Here is a 17,605-nt window from a genome sequence, read left to right as displayed (position 1 = left end):
CCGCCGGACCATGCGGCGCGCGTCTTCGAGCCGTTCTTCACGACCAAGGCCGAGGGCATGGGCACCGGGCTCGGCCTCGCGGTGTCGCGCTCGCTGGCGCGCGAGCACGGCGGCGACCTGATCCTCGAGGCGGCCGGCCCGGACGGCGGCGCGAGCTTCCGGCTCAGCGTGCCGGTCAGCGGCGTGGCCGACGAGGCGGTGGCGGTGCCGCGCGCCGAACCGGTGGAGGCGCCGGCGCGGGCGCGGCTGCTGGTGGTCGACGACGAGGCCGAGCTGCTGGGCCTGATGCGCGAGATGCTGGAAGGCGCGGGCTACGACGTGGCGACCGCCGAATCGGGCGCGGTCGCGTTGGCGATGCTGGAGACGGCGCGTTTCGATGCGATCGTCTCCGACCTGCGCATGCCCGACATCGACGGCGCGGCGCTGTGGCGCGAGGTGAGCCGGCGCCGGCCGCGGCTCGCCCGGCACATGCTGTTCGTGACCGGCGACACCTTGTCGCCCGATGCGCGCGAGTTCCTGAAGGAGGCGCGCTGCACCGGGCTGGACAAGCCCTTCTCGAAGGCGGACCTGCTGGCGCGGGTGGCGGCGCTGGTGGCATAGCCGCCTGGGCGCCCGATTACTTCAGGATCGTCTTCTCCGAGTGTCCGAAGAGGAGGATCGTGCGCATGCGGCCTGCGGCGTCGAATTCGACGACGTCGTAGCCCCAGAAACCGGCCTCGCCCTTGGCGTCGACGAATTGCCAGGTCGCCAGGCCGTGGYTCTCCCAGCCCAGCATTTCGTTCATCCGGAACAGCCCGCCCGGGCTGCGCTTCTGGAACACTTCGAGATGCGCAACCACCTCCGCAATTCCGCGGCGTGTTTGAAGCGGGTTGGTGAAGACGACGCCTTCCGAAAGACTGTCGCGCAGCAGTGCCAGTCGCTTGCTGTCGTCGATCGGCGCCCACGCGGAAAGATAGGTTTCGTAGGTCCGCGCGCGCGGGTCCGACTTCGCGGATGGACCTCCGGGAATGGCTTGCGCAGCGAGTGAAACCGCCGGCGAACCACCACCGGAAAGGAGAAGCAGAGAGATGGCCATTACTTTTCGTCGTTGCATCAGAACTGACATGCGGATCTCCATTGACAAGGCATGCGCAAAGTCTGCCCGACGCCCGGGAGCGCGAGAACCCGCACGCCGGGCAAGGCAAAGTTGCCTTTCGGGACAGGCGAAGCCCGCCTGAGCCGCATGCTGGACAGCGAACTCTCCCTCTCTCAGCTTCGATGCTTCGTCGCGGTCGTCGATTTCCGCTCGCTGACGGAAGCGGCTCGTCAACTGGGCATGTCCCCGGCGAGCATGTCCAAGGCCATCACGAGGCTGGAACAGACCAGCGGCGTCAAGCTCTTTCATCGGTCCACGCACGCCCTGTCATTGAGCCAGGACGGCGAGCGGCTGGTGGGTGCTGCGCGCGAGGCGGTGCGTGCGGCCGGCGTCTTCAGCAAATCGGCGGGGGCGCGCCACCAGGACGGTACGTCGGGCTGGATCCGGATCACGGCGGCGGTGGCCTTTGCACGCGAGGTCCTGACGCCCTTGCTGGCGGATTTCGGCCGGGAGCACCCGACCGTCCGGATCGATCTTCGCGCCACGAACGAACTCGTCGACCTCGCCAGGGATGGCGTCGACCTGGCCATTCGCAGCGGGTCGCTGGCCGACCTTCCAGGGCATCTCCAATCCCTCTGGTTCAAGTTCCCGTGGGTGGTTTGCGCCGCGCCGCAGTACCTCAGCGGAAAGCCGCTTCCATCGCGCCCCGAAGACATCGCTCAGCATCGGCTGATCGGGTTCAGGAACCAGCACACCGGGCAGGTTCGAGCGTGGACGTTCTGCCGGCCGGGGGCCGACGCCGAGGAAATCCGGATCGTGCCCGAGCCCGCGATGATCTTCGACGACGGGGCCTCCGCCGCGCTGGCCGGGATCCAGGGGGCCGGCCTGATTGCTGCGCCGCAGTGGCTTGTCGCCAGCGCCCTCGACGCAGGGCAACTGGTGGAGCTGTTGAGCGACTGGAGAGCGGCTGATGCACCCATCAGCTTCTTGCGGCGGGAGCGACACCTCGTGCCGGAGCGGGTCGACAAGCTCATCGCTTTCCTGCGCGCGCGACCGCCGCTCGCGGGCGACTGAAGAGAGGTCAGGCCACCGCACCTTCGCGCGCCGCCTCGATCATCGTGCGCGACACGATGCCGTACATCGCCGCCCACGCGTCGTGCACCTCGGGCGTGAACGCGTCGCCCAGGCCCTCGCGCAGCGTCTTGATCAGCGCGCCGCCGACGGTCGCGTAGTGCTCGGCGTGCACGCCGTAGCCGGCGTGGCGGCGGCCGAGCAGGCGCAGCGCGGCATGCAGCGTGTACGGATCGTCGAGCACGCGGATCGCCGCGGCCAGCATCGTCATCAGGCGCTCGCCCTGGTGGCGGATGTCGGTGCGGAACAGCGCACGCAGGCCGGGGTCGGCGGCGAACAGGTTCTCGTAGAAACGCTGCGCGGTGTCGGCCGCGTGCGGCTGCACCAGGTTGAAGCTGTGGCGGATCAGGTGGATGTTGTGCGGGCTCATGCGGTGGTTTCCTTGCGATGTGTTGCAAGGATGGCGAGCGATTGATTCGCCGCCGTTTCGACGCCGCCCCCGGCGTGTTTCGTTGGTTGCCGCGTGCGGTGTCAGGCGCCGGTGGTGCGCCAGCGCAGCGTCACCGACAGGCCGTGCCGCGCCGGTCCGGCCGGCGTGTCGTCGCGCAGGCCATCGCCCAGCTCGATGCGCGCGCCCAGCTGCCGCGCCGCCGCCTGCACGATCGCGAGGCCGAGGCCCGAACCCGAGCCGTTCGATGCCGAGGCCGCGGCGGCGCCGCGCCGGAAGCGCTCGAACACATGGGCCCGCTCGGCCGGCGCGATGCCGGGGCCGTCGTCGCTGACGTCGAGCCTGCACTCGCCGCTGCCATCGTCGGGCACGGCCAGGCTCACCTCGACGCGCCCGGCCGGCCGGCCGTAGCGGATCGCGTTGCCGACCAGGTTGTGCAGCACCGTCTCGACCGCGTGGCCGGGGCTGTGCACCGGCAGGCTGTCGGGCCCGGCATAGCCCAGCTCGATGCCGCGCGCGTGCGCCTCGTCGGCATGCATCGCCAGGCAATCGCGCGCCACGTCGGCCAGGTCGATGCGCTCCAGCCGCTGCTCGACGCCGGCCTCCAGCCGCGCCAGCGCCAGCAACTGGTTCACCAGGCGCATCGAGCGCGCGACGCCACGCTCCAGGCGCTGCGCCGCGGCGTCGCGCTCGGCGGTGTCGCGGCTGTGCTTCAGCGTGTCGCATTGCGCGGCGATCACCGCCAGCGGCGTGCGCAACTCGTGCGCCGCATCGGCCAGGAAGGCCCGCTCGCGCTGCAGCAGCGCCTGCAGCCGCGCCAGCGTGCCGTTCAGTTCGTCGACCACCGGCCGCAGTTCGCGATAAGGCTGCTCGACCCGCACCGGCTGCAGGTCGGCCGGCGAGCGCGCGGCCAGGTCCTGCGACAGGCTCAGCAGCGGGCGCAGGCCGGTGCGCACCGCCAGCCACACCGGCAGCAGCAGCATCGGAAAGCCGACCAGCAGCTGCGCCACCGTCACCGCGCTCGACAGGCCGGCGCTCAGCACCTGGTCGCGCGCCGCGACCGACTGCTGCACGTCGACGCGGCGGGCGTGGTCGGCCGTCCAGCGCCGGTACACATGCTGGGCGTCCGGTCCCTCGCCCACCACGAAGAAGCCGAGCCGGCCATCGTCGGCCAGCGGCGCGTTCTCGCTGCCGCCGCGCGYGATCAGGCGGCCGGCGGCGTCATGCACCTGGAACCCGAGGTAGCCGCCGTCGGCACCGACGCGCTGCCCGTCGGCGGCGATCTTCAGCGCGGCGCCGCGCAGCGCCGCATCGGTCGGCAGCGCCGCGTCGGCCAGCACCTGCTCGACCACCTCGCCGACGCTGCGCATCTCCTTGTCGAATTCGCCGGAGCCGGTGGCCACCATGCTGAGGTGGGCCAGCACCAGCATCGTGCCCCAGGCCAGCACGTAGGCCACCAGCAGCGCCAGCAGCAGCCGCCGCGTGATCGACGGCGTGGTCAGCGACGGCATGGCCAGGCGGCCCATCATTCGACGACGCTGTAGCCGACGCCGCGCACGGTGCGGATGCAGCCCTCGCCGAGCTTGCGGCGCAGGTTGTGGATGTGCCATTCGAGCGCGCCGAACTCCATCGGCTCGTTCAGCGGCATCACTGCGCGGGCGAGGCGGTGCTTGGACACCACCTCGCCGGCATGCCGGGCCAGCTCGGCGACGATCTGGAATTCCTTCGGCGACAGCGCGGTCAGCGCGCCGTCCACCCGCACCTCGCGGCGCAGGCTGTCGATCTGCAGCGCGCCCACCGTCCACACCGCCGAGGCATGCCCGCCGCTGCGCCGCGTGACGGCGCGGATGCGCGAGGCCAGCTCCTGCGGGGCGGCCGGCTTGATCACGTAGTCGTCGGCCCCGGCGTCGAGGCTGGACACGCGGGCGTCGAGCGCGTCGCGGGCCGTCAGCACGATGACCGGCAGCTTCAGCCCGGCCCGGCGCCAGCGCTGCAGCAGGTGCAGGCCTTCTCCGTCGGGCAGGCCCAGGTCGAGCAGCACGCAGGCGAAGGGCAGTGCGTCGTCGGCCGCGGTGGCCGTCAGGGCCTGCGCATGGGCGACGCTGCGCACCCATTCGCTGGTCAGCCCGTGGCCGGCCAGCGCGCGCTGCAGTTCGGCGCCCAGTTCGAGGTCGTCTTCGACGAGGAGGAGGTGCATGGCAGCGCAGTCTAGTGGGGCGACCCTGGGCATTCCCTAAGGTGGCGGCGGGCACAGTGCCGCCATCCCATGCCACCCCTGTCCCCCATGCCGAAATCCCTGATCGCCCGCACCCTGTTCCAACCGTCGCTGCTGGCCGCCGCCCTCGTCGCGACGACCCTGCCGTCATGCGCCCAGTCGCAGACGCCGCCGGCCCCGCCCCTCGGCCTGAGCGGCAGCCTGAGCCTGGGGGTGGCGACGATGCCCCGCTACGAAGGCAGCCCGAACCGCCGCACGATCGCCGCGCCGGACCTGTCGCTCAGCTACCGCACGGCGGACTGGGGCCACGTCGACCTTGACCACACCGGTCTCGGCTGGACCTTCTTCGAGCAGGACGCGCTGCGTGCCGGCCTGCTGCTGGGCGCCGACCCCGGCCGCAAGGACCGGAACGTGTCGGGCCTCGGCCCGGCCGCCGGGGACGACCGCCTGCGCGGCATGGGCGACGTGCGCGCCAGTGCCGAAGCCGGCGTGACGGCGGGCTACGGGCCGCTCGGGCTGACCTACCGCAAGTCGCTCGGCCAGCGCGGCCACCGCGGTGCCCAGGTCGATCTCGGCGTGTCGTGGCCGGTGCCGCTGAGCGACGCGTTCGCGCTGAGCCTGAATGCCGGCGCCAGCTGGGCCGACCAGCGCTACCTGCAGGCCTACTTCGGCGTGACGCCCGAGCAGTCGGCCGCCAGCGGCTACGCCGTCTACACGCCGAAGGCCGGCCTGCACAAGGTCGACCTGGGCGTCGGGGCCGAGTACGCGCTGCAATCCGACCTGAAGCTGCGCGCCTCGGCCGGCGTCAGCGCGCTGGGCGGCGATGCGAAGAACAGCCCGATCGTCGCGAAGAAGACCGGCGCGACCGGCTACGTCGGGCTGGCGTACCTGTTCTGAGCGCCTGCGCCGCTATTGCATGAAGCCGATCGTCGACTTCCTGCTGCCGGATTCGGGCAGGTCGTCGCAGACGACGTGGTCGCGGTGTGCGAGCTTCGCGTTGCCGAACGCGGTCATCCAGGCGCGGCGCATCTCGCGTGGCGCCATCTCGCCCATGCGGTCGAGCACCTCGCCGCGCGGCTCGGCCTCGAAGCGCTCGCCCCAGGCGTGGTCGCGGCGGATGCCGTCGTACAGCCGGGCGGCGATGCGGCGCGCCGCGTCGCGGTCGGGCGCCTGCACCTCGTAGACGTTCATGCGGTTGAGGATCGGGTCGGGGATCGCCCGGCCGTCGTTCGCGGTGGCGACCCAGATCACCTGGCTGGCGTCGATCGGCACCTCGGCGAACTCGTCGACGAAGCTGCCGGCGGTGTCGTGCTCGAGCAGGCTGTACAGCGCGCCGAGCGGGTCGTAGGCGTGTTCGCCGCCGGCCTTGTCGATCTCGTCGACCACCATCACCGGGTTCGCGTACTGGCCGTCGACCAGGGTCTCGAACACCTTGCCGGGGCGGGCGCCCTTCCACTGGCTGGAGGCGCCGCTCAGCACCCAGCCGGCGGTCATCGAACTCATCGACATGAAGCCCATGCCGGTGCCGAGCAGCTGCGAGAGTTCGCGCGCGAAGTGGGTCTTGCCGACGCCGGGCGGGCCGAGCAGCAGCAGCGGGGTGATCTCGAGCGCGTCGCGGCTGTCCTCGCACAGCGCGAGTTGGCGCTTCACGTCGTCGAGCACCTCGCTGAAGTTCGGCAGCTCGTCGTAGAGGTGGTCCATCGCCGGCAGGCCGGACGGTTTCACCTGGAAGCGCTCCGGGCCTTTCTCGAGCATGCGCTCGTAGGTGGAGCGCAGGCTCTCGTGCTCCTTGTGCGGCAGCTTGTCGAGCTTGCGGCCGACCTCGTCGACCCGGTAGAGGCTGCGCATGCGGGCAATCGGAATGCCGCCTCGCGTGGATGACGACACCGGGACCAACTGCTTGGATGCGCTCATGTGACCTCCAGAGGACGCAGACCTTGGCGTTCATTGAAGCAAAGGTGTCCGGAAGTCAGCACTCGATGAAAACCCGGAACACCACCCAGTTCTGGTGGTGCCGACATGCAGGACGCATGCCAGAGCGTGATCCAGCAACACCCGGGGAACTGGCTTTGCCAGGCCCCTTGGGTGGCGCCCCCTCGGGGGGGCAGGAGCGCAGCGACGTGGGGGCTCTACTTCACCCAGGTATTCAGCTGGATGATCGGCAGCAGCACCGCCAGCACGATCAACATCACCGCCCCACCCATCGCGACGATCAGCAGCGGCTCCAGGATGGTCGCCATCGCCATCGCGCGGCGTTGCACTTCCTGGCCCAGCTGCTTGGCGGCCCGGTCGAGCATCTGCGGCAGCTGGCCGGTCTGCTCGCCCAGCCGCGCGAACATCGACAGGATCCCCGGAAAGCGCTTCTTCGCGGCCAGCGCCGATGCGAACGGCGCGCCTTCGCGCACCTGCACCAGCGCATCCATCGCATCGGCACGCATCGCGTGGTTCGACAGCGTCTCCGCCGCCGCCTGCAGCGCCTTCAGGATCGGCACGCCGGCGTTCGCCAGCATCGCGAGCGTCCCGGCGAAGCGCGCCGCGTTGTAGCCGCGCGAGAGCTTGCCCACCAGCGGCAGCGTCAGCCAGCTCGCGTCGAACTGCTCGCGGAACAGCGCGTTGCGCAGCATCAGCCGCAAGGTCATCACGCCGCCGATGATCGCCAGCAGCAGCAGCCAGCCGTAGCTGCGCAGGAAGGCACTGATGTTCAGCATCATCGTGGTGATCAGCGGCAGCGCCCGCTTCGAGCTGGTGAACACCGAGGCCACCTGCGGCACCACGTAGGTCACCAGGAAGATCACGATCACCACCGCGATCAGCGAGACGATCGCCGGGTACAGCGTCGCGCCGATGATCTTCGACTTCAGCTGCTGCCGCTCCTCCAGGTCGTCGGCCAATCGCTCCAGCACGCGGCCGAGCGCACCGCTCTGCTCGCCGGCACCCACCACCGCGCGGTACACGTCGTCGAACTCGCGCGGCGCCCCGGCCAGCGCACGCGCGAACGGCGAGCCGCCGTTGACCTCGCTGCGCAGGTGGGCGATCAGCTCGCGCTGCTTCGGGTCTTCGGCCTCGTCGCTGAGCGCCGTCAGCGCCCGCTCCAGCGGCAGCCCCGAGCCGACCAGCCCGGCCAGCTGGCGCGTCCACACCGCCAGCCCGGTCGAGCTGAACACGCGGCGCACCATCTTCAGCCCGGTCGGCTGCGTGCCGGCCGAGGCCACCTGCGTCACCTCCAGCGGCACCAGCGCCTGCGCGCGCAACTGCGCGCGTGCGGCCTTCGCGTTGTCAGCCTCCAGCAGGCCGCTGTTGGTCTTGCCGGCGGCGTCGATCGCCTCGAACTTGTAGGCGGGCATGGTCGCTAGTCTTTCGTGACGCGCATGACCTCTTCGAGCGAGGTCACGCCTTCACGCACCAGCCGCTCGCCGTCCTCGCGCATCGAGCGCATGCCGCCGGCCTCGGCGGCGACGAACACCTGCGATTCGGCCGCCCGGCTGTGGATCAGCGCGCGCACCTTGTCGTCGGCCACCATCAGCTCGTAGACGCCGGTGCGGCCCTTGTAGCCGGAGTTGCCGCATTCGCTGCAGCCCACCGGGTGCCAGCGGCCCTTGGCGTCCTGCTTCTTGCAGTGCGGGCACAGCTTGCGCACCAGCCGCTGCGCGAGCACGCCCAGCAGGCTGGAGCTCAGCAGGAAGGGCTCGATGCCCATGTCGGTGAGCCGGGTCACCGCGCTCGGCGCGTCGTTGGTGTGCAGCGTGGCGAGCACCAGGTGGCCCGTCAGCGAGGCCTGCACCGCGATCTGCGCGGTCTCGAAGTCGCGGATCTCGCCGATCATGATGACGTCCGGATCCTGCCGCAGGATCGCGCGCAACGCCTTCGCGAAGGTCAGGTCGATCTTGGCGTTGACCTGCGTCTGGCCGATGCCGCCGAGGTCGTACTCGATCGGGTCTTCCACCGTCAGCACGTTGGTCGTCGCGGTGTCGACGCGGCCGAGCGACGCATACAGCGTCGTCGTCTTGCCCGAGCCGGTCGGGCCGGTCACCAGCACGATGCCGTGCGGCTGCTGCACCAGCGCATTGAAGCGCTGCAGCGTGTCGCCGCCCATGCCCAGGCCTTCGAGCGTGAATTTCGATTCGCCCTTGTCGAGCAGCCGCAGCACAGCGCGTTCGCCGTGCGCCGACGGCAGCGTCGACACCCGCACGTCGACCGCGCGGCCGCCGATGCGCAGCGAGATGCGGCCGTCCTGCGGCAGCCGCTTCTCGGCGATGTCGAGCTCGGCCATGATCTTCAGCCGCGAGATCAGCGCCGCGTGCAGCGCCTTGTTCGGCTGCACCACCTCGCGCAGCGTGCCATCCACGCGGAAGCGCACCGAGCTCGAGCGCTCGTAGGGCTCGATGTGGATGTCGCTCGCGCCGTCTTTCGCGGCCTGCGTCAGCAGCGCGTTCAGCATGCGGATGATCGGCGCGTCGTTCGAGGCCTCGAGCAAGTCCTCGATGGCCGGCAGGTCCTGCATCATGCGGCTCAGGTCGACCTTGCTCTCGACCTCGCCGATCACGACGGCCGCGCTCGATTCGGCACCGGCATAGGCGGCGGCGATGCGGTTGACCAGCGTCGACGACGGCTCGCGTTCCAGCGCGTCGATCGAGTACAGCCGCAGCACCTCGCTGAGCGCCGGCATCGACACCGTCTCGGGCGCCCACAGCACCAAGCGCTCGCCGTCGTCTTCCAACAACAGCGTGTGTGCCTTCGCGTAGGCGTAGGGCAGGGGGTGACGTGAGCCCATGGTGTTACTGCCCCGGCTGGCTGGCGGCCGGATCGGCCGGATCGGGGGCCGAGGCGCCCGACGCGGGCGCCGCCGGCAGCGCCGGATTGCGGATCGGCTTCGGTGCCGGTGCGCTCAGCGCCTTCGACGAATCCTGCAGCGTGTTCAGCGGCGGCAGCACCGGCGATTCGTTGATCGGCGTGATCCAGCTGTTGCGCGGCTGCTCGGCCTTCTGCTGCGCACGGATGGTCTCGTAGCGGTCCAGCGAGACCGAGTTCGAGGTCGCCGCATCGCGCATCACGATCGGGCGCAGGAACACCATCAGGTTGGTGCGCGTCTTCTGGCGGCTGGTGCTGCGGAACAGGGCACCCAGCACCGGGATGTCGCCGAGCAGCGGCACCTTGTTGTTGGTCTCGGTGAACCGGTCTTCGATCAGGCCGCCGAGCACGATGATCTCGCCGTCGTCGACGACCACCGTCGATTCGATCGAGCGCTTGTTGGTCGACGGGCCGGCGCTGGTGGTGCCGGGCGCGACCTTGTCGGACAGGCTCGACGACTCCTGGAAGATCGTCATGCGCACCGCACCGTTCTCGCCGATCTGCGGCTTGATCTTCAGCGTGATGCCGACGTCCTTGCGCTCCACCGTCTGGAACGGGCTGGTGGTGGCGGTGCCGGTGTTGGTGAACTGGCCGGTGATGAACGGCACGTTGCTGCCGACGATGATCTTCGCTTCCTCGTTGTCGAGCGTGATCAGGTTCGGGGTCGAGATGATGTTGCTGTTGGTCTGGCTCTGCAGCAGGTTGGCGATCGCCGCCAGCCCGTACTGGCCGGCGAACTTGCGGATCACGCCGATGTTGAAGCCTTCGCCGAGGCCGGCGGCCACGCCGGTCGCATCGATCTGCACCAGGTTGCCCTTGCCGCTCTTCGGCGTGAAGTTGGTGCCGCCGACGATGCCGGTGGAGTCGCCGCTCTTGCCGATCAGGCCCTGCCACTGGAAGCCGGCCTCGGCCGCGTTGTCGCCGGTCACCTCGACGATCATGCTCTCGATGTAGACCTGCGCACGGCGCGAGTCGAGCTGGTCGATCACCGCGCGCAGCTGCTTGTAGACCGGCTCGGGCGCCGTGATGATCAGCGAGTTGCTGGCCGGGTCGGCCTGGATCATGCCGCCGGTCGACGGTGCGGCCGACGGGGTGAGCGGCGCGACCGCCTGGCCGCCGCCGGGGCCGCCCTGCTGGCTGTTGGGGTTGGCGGCCTGCGACAGCGCGGCCGTCGGCGAGCTGCCGCCACCACCACCACCGCCGCCGGTCGAGCTGAACGCGGCGCGCAGCACGGTGGCCAGCTTCACCGCATCGCCGTTCTTCAGGTAGACGACGTAGATGTTGCCCATCGGGTTGTCGCCGACCATCGGCTTGTCGAGCTTGTCGATCACCGCCCTGATGTTGGCCATGCGCGCCGGTGTGGAGGCGCGCACGATCAGCGCGTTGCTGCGCGCATCGACCAGGATCGACGAGGTGGCGCCGCCGCCGGGCACGCCGCCCTGCACGCCGGTGCCGCCGTCGCTCAGGCGCTGCACGACCGTGGCGAGGTCGGTGGCGACCGCGTACTTCAGCGGGATGATCTCGACGTCGCCGGAGCTCGGCGTGTCCATCGCGGCGATGATCTTCGCGATGCGCGTCAGGTTGTCGGCGTAGTCGGTGATCACCAGCGTGTTGTTGCCGGGGTTCGCGTTGATGGTGTTGTTCGGGCTGATCAGCGGGCGCAGCACCGGCACCAGGTTGTTCGCGTTCTCATGGCTGAGCTTGAAGATCTGCGTCAGCACCTGGTCGCCCTGGCGCGACACCGAGCCGACCGAGACGGTGCCCGACTGCAGCTTCGCATCGGCTTCCGGCACGACCTTGAACAGCCCGCCGACCTCGACCACCGTGAAGCCCAGGCCGCGCAGCGCGGCCAGGTAGTTCAGGTAGGCCTCGCGCGGCGTCATCGGCTCTTCGCTGAACAGCGTGATCGTGCCCTTCACGCGCGGGTCGACGACGAACTGCTGCTTCAGGATGGCGCCCATCGCGCGCGACACGCCTTCGATGTCGGCATTGACGAAGTTCAGCGTGACCGGTTCGCCCTTGAAGCGCGACGGCGCCGGCGATGCCGGCTGCTGGGCCATCACGGCCGGGAACGTACCGAGGTTCGTGGTCAACAGCGCAGCCACCAGCGCGCCGACGAGCGGGCGTCGCGGCTGGAGCAGGGGGATATGGCGCTTTTTCATGCTCATCCGATCGAAATGACGGACACGGCGCCGTTGCGCCGCCCGATGATGTTCAGCAGATTGCTCAATGCGGCTTCGTCGCCGCTGTTCGCACGGGCCTCGCCGCGAAAGCGCACGCCATTGGCGCCCACGCTGCCGTTGCCCGAGAGTTGCAGGGCGCCGTCGAGCGTCGTCAGGCTCAGCTGCGACGGACCGCCGCCCGGGTTGCCGGTCAGCGACAGCCGGTAGCTGCCCAGCGTCTCGAGCGTCGACACGCGAGACGCCGCGCCGATCAGCTCGACATCGGCCCGGCCGTCCATCAGCCAGCGGCCTTGCACCCATTCCATCTTCAGCCCCGGCGACACCAGGCGCAGCGCGCCGCCGAGCTGCAAGGTGTTCCACGGCGTGCCCAGGCCGCCGAGCAGCGCACCCGGCCACTGGCCGGTCCAGCCCGGCTGGGGCATCAGCGTCAGCGAGAGGCGGCCGAAGCCGGGCTTGATCTGCAGCGCGACGTTGCCGTTCAGGCAGCAGGCCTGGCGCGCCACCAGCTCGAAGCCGAGCCCGCGCAGGCCGAGCGACCAGTCGAGCCGGCCCGGCAGCGCCGCGGCATCGCGGCTGCCCGGGCCGCCGGTCAGCACGACGACCGCGCTGCCCGACCACACCGTGCCGCGCGCATCGGCCAGCAGCACGCGCTGGCCCGAGGCCGATTCGATCGCGCCGGCCAGCCAGCTCGCGGGTGCGAAGGCGACCAGCCCGAACAGCAGGCCGAGCACGGTGCCGGCGATGCCCCAGCGCGCGGCAGCACCGCGCGACTGGTCCCAGGCCAGCTCGGCGAAGGTGGATTCCTGCCAGGCCGACGGGCTCAGGCTGGCGGCGAAGCGGCGCTTGCCGACGCGCTTGGGCACGTTGCGCCCGAGCGGTCGCAGGAACGGACGGGTGGCCATCAGGCGCCTCCCCCGAAGCTCACGAGGATCGTGCCGGCGTAGCCTTGCGGGCCACGCGTGAGCTGCGCATCGACCGGCCGCGCGCGCGCGCCGCTGCGCGCCTCGCCGAGCCAGGAGCGCAGCTTCTCGCCGGAGACGCCGGTGAGCGTCAGCGTCGCGCGGTCGCCCTGCACCGAGATCTTGCCCCTGTCGCCGAGCCGGTCGGTGGCCGATTTGAGCGCCTCGGCCGCCTGCTGCGGCGACACCGGCGCGACACCGCGCAGCTCGCGCACCTCGCCGGCCAGGCGCTGCATCGACTGCAGCTGGGCGTCGAGCGCATCGAGCGTGGCCGGGGCCTCGCGCAAGACGCGCAAGGCCGGCGCGACCGCGATCATCCAGACGACCAGGATGCCGACGCAGATCATCGCGGCGCCGGCGCCCATGCGCTCGCGCGCGGCGAGGCCGCTCCACATCGTGACGAACTGGGTGCGGATGGCCGCCAGCGGGGCCGGCAGGGCCAGGCGCGCGGGACGGGAAGGGCGGGCGTTGCGGGCGGTACTCACAGCGGGCGTCCTGGCGTCGTGGCGGGTGCGCGGCTGATGGTGAGCCGGCCATCGACCGACTCGACCTGCCAGCCGGCGGGTGTCAACTGGTTGCGGAACTGGTCGATCTGCGGCGGGCTCCAGCCGGCGGCCGCGAGCGTCAGCTTGCCGGGCTCGTACTTCAGCGTCTCGACCGGCGGGCGATCGGGCGGCCACGCGGCGGCGGCGGCCTGCAGCATCGGCTCGAAATCGGTTTCTCCAGGGCGGCCGGCAGCGGCCCGAAGGGTGTCGGTCTCACGCTGCATCTGGGCCGGCGCGTCGAGCACGGCGCGCACCTGCGGGTAGGCGGTCTGCACGACGGTGACCATCGCCTGCCGGCGCGCCGAGATCGCCGAGCTCTGGTGCGCGGCCCACAGGTTCAGGCCGAGCAGCTGCACGACGACCAGCGTGATCAGCCCGTAGCGCAGCGGCCGCCAGGCGGGGGTCAGGAACTTGCGCCAGCTGTCGCGCATCGCGCGGGTGCCGCGGTTCTTGCGGGCGAGCGAGAACTGGCGCAGGTTCCACAGCGAGCGCGAGGCCTGCAGCGCGCGCTGGGCCGGCGTCATCACGGTGATCGGGTTGCCGAGCCAGCGCTCGGCGGTGGTCGCGGCGGCCGGGGTGGCGCTCCAGCGCGCGCCCTCGGGCAGCGGTTGCGGCAGCAGCGCGCGTGCGAGCGTGCCCTGCAGGCTGAAGAGCGCGACGCCGTCATGGTGCGCCCAGCTCAGCGTGACGCCTTCGGAGCCGCGGGCGGCCTGCGGATCGGCGCTGCTCTCGGCGAAGTGGCCGGTCGGCGGATCGTCGGGCCAGGCCACCGGCACCACGCGATCGACGAAGACCTGCGCCTTCTCGAGGGCGGCCAGCTCGCCGGTGAGCCACAGGCGGTCGACCGCGGCGATCCAGGTCGGCTGGCCGGCGGTGGCCTCGGGCGCCACCGCCAGGTGCACGCCTTCGGCGTCGTCGAGCAGGGCTTCTTCGAGCACGCCGGTGAGGGCGGCGCGCAGCCGCGCGGCGGGTGCCTTCGGCAGCGTGATGCGGTGCCAGCTGACGTCGGTGTCGGCGAGCACCGCGACGACGACGCTCGCCTTCGGCAGCAGCGACGCGGCGCAACGCCCGTGCGTGGCCATCGACAGGCCGTCCGGCGACATCGCGTAGACGTACTCGGTGCCCGTGCCGTCCGCGCCGGCCGGCGCCTGGCTGCTGGCGCGCAACCGGGGACGGGGCGGGATCTGGATGACGAGTGTGCTCATGGGAGGCGCAATGTTGGCTGCGGCATTGTAGGCATTCGGCGCGCGCAAACCTTAGGAAATCAACGACTTACGGTGTCTTGTTGTAGTAATTCCTGCGACAGCGTGGCGGCGCTGCGGGGGCTTGTCAATTGCTGCTGTCGATCGAGCTCACGCGTTCTCGCGACAACGGGGTCACGGTGGTGCCGCTGCGTTGGACGACCGAGCGCTGTTCGAGCACCTGGTCGGTCAGCCGCAGGCGGCCGCGCACCTCGAAGTAGCTGGTGTTCACGCCGACCTGCTGCGCGTTCAGGTCGGGGAAGGTGGCGGGGAGCTGCGCCTTGATGTCGGCCGGGGTCTTGAACGGCGTGCGCAGGCGCACCTGCACCAGGCGCTCGGCGCTGCCGAGGTCGAGGTTCATCACCGAGGCCAGCACTTCCTTGCTGGCGGTGTTGGCGTTGACCGGCGTGCGCGTCGGCAGGATCGTCACGTAGGGCTCCAGCCGGGCGAGCGCCGCGGCGTCGACGCCCAGCCAAGTCAGTTGGTCGAAGCGCTTGGGCAGCAGCGGCGCGTTGGCGGTGCCGGCGGGCGCGCTGGCACCCGCAGGCGCCGGCGTCGCCTGGACCAGGCCTTTCGCGAGGTTGTCGGCCACCGTCACCGCGACGTTGGCGCGCTCGCACAGGCGGCGGAACGCCAGCAGGTCGGGCTCGCTGATCTTGCCGCCGTCGACCAGGTTCGTCAGGTTGAAGCGCGCCTGCAGGTCGGTGATGCCGCCGGACAGGAAGGCCTCGGGCGCGTCGTCGGTGTTGTCCTTGTCGGCCGCGAGGAAGGTGGACAGCCGGGCCTCCTCGAGCGGCACCGCCCAGGGTTCGCCGAGGTTGTCGGAGCCGCCGGACTTGGCGTCTTCCTTCAGGATGATGCGCGACCAGTCGAGCGCGCCCGACAGCATCCAGCCGGACTGCGATCGCGAGCGCTCGGCCGTCTCGACCTGCACCGCGCGCCATTGCTGCCAGACCATCGACACCGCCAGCGTCGCGATCAGCGTGACGATGATCATCGCCATCAGCAGCGCGGCGCCGCGCTGGCCTGTCGGCGAGGAGGTCGGGCGGCGCGTCATTGCGGGCCGATCGTCACGTCGCGCGTGACGTTGCCGGAGAAGCCGCTGCCCTCGCCGAAGCTCAGCACCAGCCGCACGCCCTGCGGCAGCGGGGTCGTGACGCCGCTCGGCGGGTTCGGTTGCCCGGGATTCTGCTGCGTCGGATCGGCGCTGGACTGCGCATTGGTCCAGGCATTGCCGCGGTAGTAGTAGACCTGCCAGTCCGACAGGTGGGTCAGCGTGCGCAGCTGGCCGACCTCGCTGCCGAGGAACTGCTGGCTCGACATCCAGTTCTGCTGCAGCTCGCTGGCCGTCGTGACGACCGGGCCGGCCCAGCGCAGCCAGGTGCCGCCGCGCAGCGACCACACCACCATCTGCAGCCCGCCGGGCACGCGCCGCGTGACGCGCATCGAGGCGCCGTCGAAGGCCATCGCGCTCGGCAGCACGCCGCTGTCCTGCGCGTTGTCGAGGTCCTGCTCCCACTGCGCGAGCACGCTGCTCACGCGCAGCACCTGTTCCAGCCGCTGCTGGCTCGCGGCGCGCGCACGCACGATGCCGTCGACGCCCTGCCAGGACATCATCGCGACGATCGCCATGATGGTCATCGCGACCAGCACCTCGATCAGCGTGAAGCCGTGGGCAAGGGGGGCGCGCATGGGTGGCGTGTCCATCAGCGCGGCAGGATGGTCGAGAGCGTCAGCACCGGCTGGTCGTCCTCGTTGAAGATCTGTGCGTCGACGCGCCGGAAGTTCGGGTTCGGCGTCGGCCGCGTGGCCTGCTTGCCCTTGTAGCTGGTGCCGAACTGGTCGCAGCTGAACTCGGAGTCGCCGACGCTCGGGAAGGTGTGGCTGAGCTTCAGGCCGGTCAGCTGGTTCTCGGCGCACCACTGGGCCGCGGTGACCTCGACCAGGCGCTGCGTGTTGTTGGTCAGCGCGCCGGCGGCCTTGATGCCGGCACCGAGCGTGACCGCGATGATGGCGAGCGCCACCAGCACCTCGATCAGCGTGAAGCCGGCGGCGCCGGCGTGTTGCGAAGGGCGTGCGCTCATGGCTGCGCGACCTGCTCGTCCTCGAGCACCACGAAGGGCCCGAGCCCGTCGGTGCCGAGTGCGACGCTCTGGTCGTCGAGGTGCAGCACGATGCGCTGTGCGCCGATCAGCGGTTCGGGGCCGAGCACGATGCCCTTGGAGCCGGCGATGTCGGCGGAGACCTCCGGCGTCAGCCATCTGGTCGGCAGGTCGTTGGTGGTCGGCAGCCCGACGAAGCGGAAGCCTTCGGCCGCGTTCGGCTCGGCGGCGCGCGGCAGCCAGGTCACCGCGATGCCCGATGCGCGCGATGCGGCGCGCGCCGATTCGAGCAGCGCGACCAGCCGCGCGGCCTCGTGGTCGAGCCGCGTGCTGGCCGGGTTGCGGATCGCCAGGCTCGCGACGGCCGAGGCGATGGCGATCAGCGTGATCACCACCAGCAGCTCGATCAGCGTGAAGCCGCCCGCGTGCGCCCGGCCTGCGGGCGACGCGGTGCGGCAAGGCTCATTGCCAGGAGCCAACTTCGGCGTCTTTGCCTTCACCGCCCACCTGGCCGTCGGCACCGAGGCTGTAGACATCGATCTCGCCTTTCACGCCCGGGTTGGCGTATTGATACGGCTTGCCCCAGGGGTCGTTGGGCAGCTTGTCGAGGTAGGGCTTCCAGTTCGGCGGGATGGTGCCGGCCGTCGGCTTGACGACCAGGGCCTGCAGGCCTTGTTCACCGGACGGGAAGCGCTGGTTGTCGAGCTTGTAGAGCTTGAGCGCCTGCATCAGGTTGTTGACGTCGGTGCGGGCGGCGGTGACGCGCGCTTCGGCGGCTCGGTCCAGCACGTTCGGGACGATCAGCGCCGCCAGCACGCCGATGATCACCAGCACGACCATCAGTTCGATCAGCGTGAAGCCGCGGTGGCGACGCGGGGCTTGAAGAGAGGCTCGGGTCATAAGAGTGTCAGCAACAAT

Annotated in this window: 19 protein-coding genes; 3 read left to right on the top strand and 16 right to left on the bottom strand. The window is 70.7% G+C overall.

Going from position 1 to position 17,605, the window contains the following annotated elements:
- The coding region (locus AC1DXV_RS02545; protein ID WP_477932334.1) for a response regulator at positions 1-600 on the top strand (600 nt) is incomplete at its 5' end.
- A 16-nt stretch (positions 601-616) separates the two neighbouring features.
- On the opposite strand, the gene AC1DXV_RS02540 is transcribed toward AC1DXV_RS02545, so the two are convergent.
- Positions 617-1,105, bottom strand: a complete 489-nt coding sequence (locus AC1DXV_RS02540) for a nuclear transport factor 2 family protein (RefSeq protein ID WP_477932332.1) — start codon at positions 1,103-1,105, stop codon at positions 617-619.
- Between the two features lie 117 nt (positions 1,106-1,222).
- Between AC1DXV_RS02540 and AC1DXV_RS02535 the strand changes: the two genes are divergently transcribed.
- Positions 1,223-2,149, top strand: coding sequence for a LysR family transcriptional regulator (locus AC1DXV_RS02535; RefSeq protein WP_477932330.1), 927 nt, complete (start codon positions 1,223-1,225; stop codon positions 2,147-2,149).
- A 7-nt stretch (positions 2,150-2,156) separates the two neighbouring features.
- Here the strand turns inward: AC1DXV_RS02535 and AC1DXV_RS02530 are convergent, their stop codons facing one another.
- The 3 genes from AC1DXV_RS02530 to AC1DXV_RS02520 all read right to left on the bottom strand — a co-directional run bounded on the left by AC1DXV_RS02530 (position 2,157) and on the right by AC1DXV_RS02520 (position 4,791).
- Complete coding sequence (locus AC1DXV_RS02530; RefSeq protein ID WP_477872438.1) at positions 2,157-2,576, bottom strand: globin family protein; 420 nt, start codon at positions 2,574-2,576, stop codon at positions 2,157-2,159.
- 101 nt (positions 2,577-2,677) lie between these two features.
- Positions 2,678-4,120, bottom strand: a complete 1,443-nt coding sequence (locus tag AC1DXV_RS02525; RefSeq protein ID WP_477932328.1) for an ATP-binding protein — start codon at positions 4,118-4,120, stop codon at positions 2,678-2,680.
- The gene (locus tag AC1DXV_RS02520) at positions 4,120-4,791 is read right to left on the bottom strand and encodes a response regulator (RefSeq protein ID WP_477867231.1); all 672 of its coding nucleotides are present in this window, start codon (positions 4,789-4,791) and stop codon (positions 4,120-4,122) included. Before AC1DXV_RS02520 ends, AC1DXV_RS02525 begins: the two co-directional genes overlap by 1 nt.
- A gap of 87 nt (positions 4,792-4,878) precedes the next feature.
- On the opposite strand from AC1DXV_RS02520, the gene AC1DXV_RS02515 reads away from it, so the two are divergent.
- Positions 4,879-5,706 carry a MipA/OmpV family protein gene (locus tag AC1DXV_RS02515; RefSeq protein WP_477932326.1) on the top strand — a complete coding sequence of 276 codons (828 nt, stop codon included), beginning with the start codon at positions 4,879-4,881 and terminating at the stop codon, positions 5,704-5,706.
- A 12-nt stretch (positions 5,707-5,718) separates the two neighbouring features.
- Here AC1DXV_RS02515 and AC1DXV_RS02510 read toward each other — a convergent pair whose 3' ends face one another.
- The 12 genes from AC1DXV_RS02510 to gspG all read right to left on the bottom strand — a co-directional run bounded on the left by AC1DXV_RS02510 (position 5,719) and on the right by gspG (position 17,587).
- A complete protein-coding gene (locus AC1DXV_RS02510; protein ID WP_477867227.1) occupies positions 5,719-6,723 on the bottom strand; it encodes an AAA family ATPase in 1,005 nt (334 codons plus the stop codon).
- A 215-nt stretch (positions 6,724-6,938) separates the two neighbouring features.
- Positions 6,939-8,153, bottom strand: a complete 1,215-nt coding sequence (gene gspF / locus AC1DXV_RS02505; protein WP_477867225.1) for a type II secretion system inner membrane protein GspF — start codon at positions 8,151-8,153, stop codon at positions 6,939-6,941.
- Positions 8,154-8,158: 5 nt separating this feature from the next.
- The gene (gene gspE, locus AC1DXV_RS02500; protein WP_477867223.1) at positions 8,159-9,580 is read right to left on the bottom strand and encodes a type II secretion system ATPase GspE; all 1,422 of its coding nucleotides are present in this window, start codon (positions 9,578-9,580) and stop codon (positions 8,159-8,161) included.
- Between the two features lie 4 nt (positions 9,581-9,584).
- Positions 9,585-11,819, bottom strand: a complete 2,235-nt coding sequence (gene gspD / locus AC1DXV_RS02495) for a type II secretion system secretin GspD (RefSeq protein WP_477932324.1) — start codon at positions 11,817-11,819, stop codon at positions 9,585-9,587.
- Positions 11,820-11,821: 2 nt separating this feature from the next.
- Positions 11,822-12,742, bottom strand: coding sequence for a type II secretion system protein N (gene gspN, locus AC1DXV_RS02490; protein ID WP_477932322.1), 921 nt, complete (start codon positions 12,740-12,742; stop codon positions 11,822-11,824).
- Positions 12,742-13,284 (bottom strand): type II secretion system protein M, encoded by a 543-nt coding sequence (locus AC1DXV_RS02485; RefSeq protein ID WP_477932320.1) that lies wholly within the window; start codon positions 13,282-13,284, stop codon positions 12,742-12,744. Before AC1DXV_RS02485 ends, gspN begins: the two co-directional genes overlap by 1 nt.
- Positions 13,281-14,549, bottom strand: a complete 1,269-nt coding sequence (gspL, locus tag AC1DXV_RS02480; RefSeq protein WP_047500224.1) for a type II secretion system protein GspL — start codon at positions 14,547-14,549, stop codon at positions 13,281-13,283. Before gspL ends, AC1DXV_RS02485 begins: the two co-directional genes overlap by 4 nt.
- Before the next feature lie 124 nt (positions 14,550-14,673).
- Complete coding sequence (gene gspK, locus AC1DXV_RS02475; protein WP_477932318.1) at positions 14,674-15,642, bottom strand: type II secretion system minor pseudopilin GspK; 969 nt, start codon at positions 15,640-15,642, stop codon at positions 14,674-14,676.
- Positions 15,639-16,277 (bottom strand): prepilin-type N-terminal cleavage/methylation domain-containing protein, encoded by a 639-nt coding sequence (locus tag AC1DXV_RS02470; RefSeq protein WP_477871891.1) that lies wholly within the window; start codon positions 16,275-16,277, stop codon positions 15,639-15,641. The genes gspK and AC1DXV_RS02470 overlap by 4 nt, the downstream gene beginning before the upstream one ends.
- A 14-nt stretch (positions 16,278-16,291) precedes the next feature.
- Positions 16,292-16,669 (bottom strand): type II secretion system minor pseudopilin GspI, encoded by a 378-nt coding sequence (gspI, locus tag AC1DXV_RS02465; RefSeq protein WP_477932316.1) that lies wholly within the window; start codon positions 16,667-16,669, stop codon positions 16,292-16,294.
- Positions 16,666-17,166 (bottom strand): prepilin-type N-terminal cleavage/methylation domain-containing protein, encoded by a 501-nt coding sequence (locus AC1DXV_RS02460; protein ID WP_477871887.1) that lies wholly within the window; start codon positions 17,164-17,166, stop codon positions 16,666-16,668. The genes gspI and AC1DXV_RS02460 overlap by 4 nt, the downstream gene beginning before the upstream one ends.
- Entirely contained in the window at positions 17,150-17,587 is a 438-nt protein-coding gene (gene gspG, locus AC1DXV_RS02455) for a type II secretion system major pseudopilin GspG (RefSeq protein ID WP_477932314.1), read from the bottom strand. The genes AC1DXV_RS02460 and gspG overlap by 17 nt, the downstream gene beginning before the upstream one ends.
- Positions 17,588-17,605: the final 18 nt, after the last annotated feature.

This window comes from Rhizobacter sp. P3_C12 (assembly GCF_056402735.1).
This window is presented reverse-complemented; position numbering and strand designations above follow the sequence as displayed.

Excerpts from the sequence above, each read along its gene's own strand:
- AC1DXV_RS02535 (WP_477932330.1), top strand. The coding sequence starts at position 1,223 with ATGCTGGACAGCGAACTCTCCCTCTCTCAGCTTCGATGCTTCGTCGCG.
- AC1DXV_RS02530 (WP_477872438.1), bottom strand. The coding sequence starts at position 2,576 with ATGAGCCCGCACAACATCCACCTGATCCGCCACAGCTTCAACCTGGTG.
- AC1DXV_RS02520 (WP_477867231.1), bottom strand. The coding sequence starts at position 4,791 with ATGCACCTCCTCCTCGTCGAAGACGACCTCGAACTGGGCGCCGAACTG.
- AC1DXV_RS02515 (WP_477932326.1), top strand. The coding sequence starts at position 4,879 with ATGCCGAAATCCCTGATCGCCCGCACCCTGTTCCAACCGTCGCTGCTG.
- AC1DXV_RS02510 (WP_477867227.1), bottom strand. The coding sequence starts at position 6,723 with ATGAGCGCATCCAAGCAGTTGGTCCCGGTGTCGTCATCCACGCGAGGC.
- gspF (WP_477867225.1), bottom strand. The coding sequence starts at position 8,153 with ATGCCCGCCTACAAGTTCGAGGCGATCGACGCCGCCGGCAAGACCAAC.
- gspE (WP_477867223.1), bottom strand. The coding sequence starts at position 9,580 with ATGGGCTCACGTCACCCCCTGCCCTACGCCTACGCGAAGGCACACACG.
- gspD (WP_477932324.1), bottom strand. The coding sequence starts at position 11,819 with ATGAAAAAGCGCCATATCCCCCTGCTCCAGCCGCGACGCCCGCTCGTC.
- gspN (WP_477932322.1), bottom strand. The coding sequence starts at position 12,742 with ATGGCCACCCGTCCGTTCCTGCGACCGCTCGGGCGCAACGTGCCCAAG.
- gspL (WP_047500224.1), bottom strand. The coding sequence starts at position 14,549 with ATGAGCACACTCGTCATCCAGATCCCGCCCCGTCCCCGGTTGCGCGCC.
- gspK (WP_477932318.1), bottom strand. The coding sequence starts at position 15,642 with ATGACGCGCCGCCCGACCTCCTCGCCGACAGGCCAGCGCGGCGCCGCG.
- AC1DXV_RS02470 (WP_477871891.1), bottom strand. The coding sequence starts at position 16,277 with ATGCGCGCCCCCCTTGCCCACGGCTTCACGCTGATCGAGGTGCTGGTC.
- gspI (WP_477932316.1), bottom strand. The coding sequence starts at position 16,669 with ATGAGCGCACGCCCTTCGCAACACGCCGGCGCCGCCGGCTTCACGCTG.
- gspG (WP_477932314.1), bottom strand. The coding sequence starts at position 17,587 with ATGACCCGAGCCTCTCTTCAAGCCCCGCGTCGCCACCGCGGCTTCACG.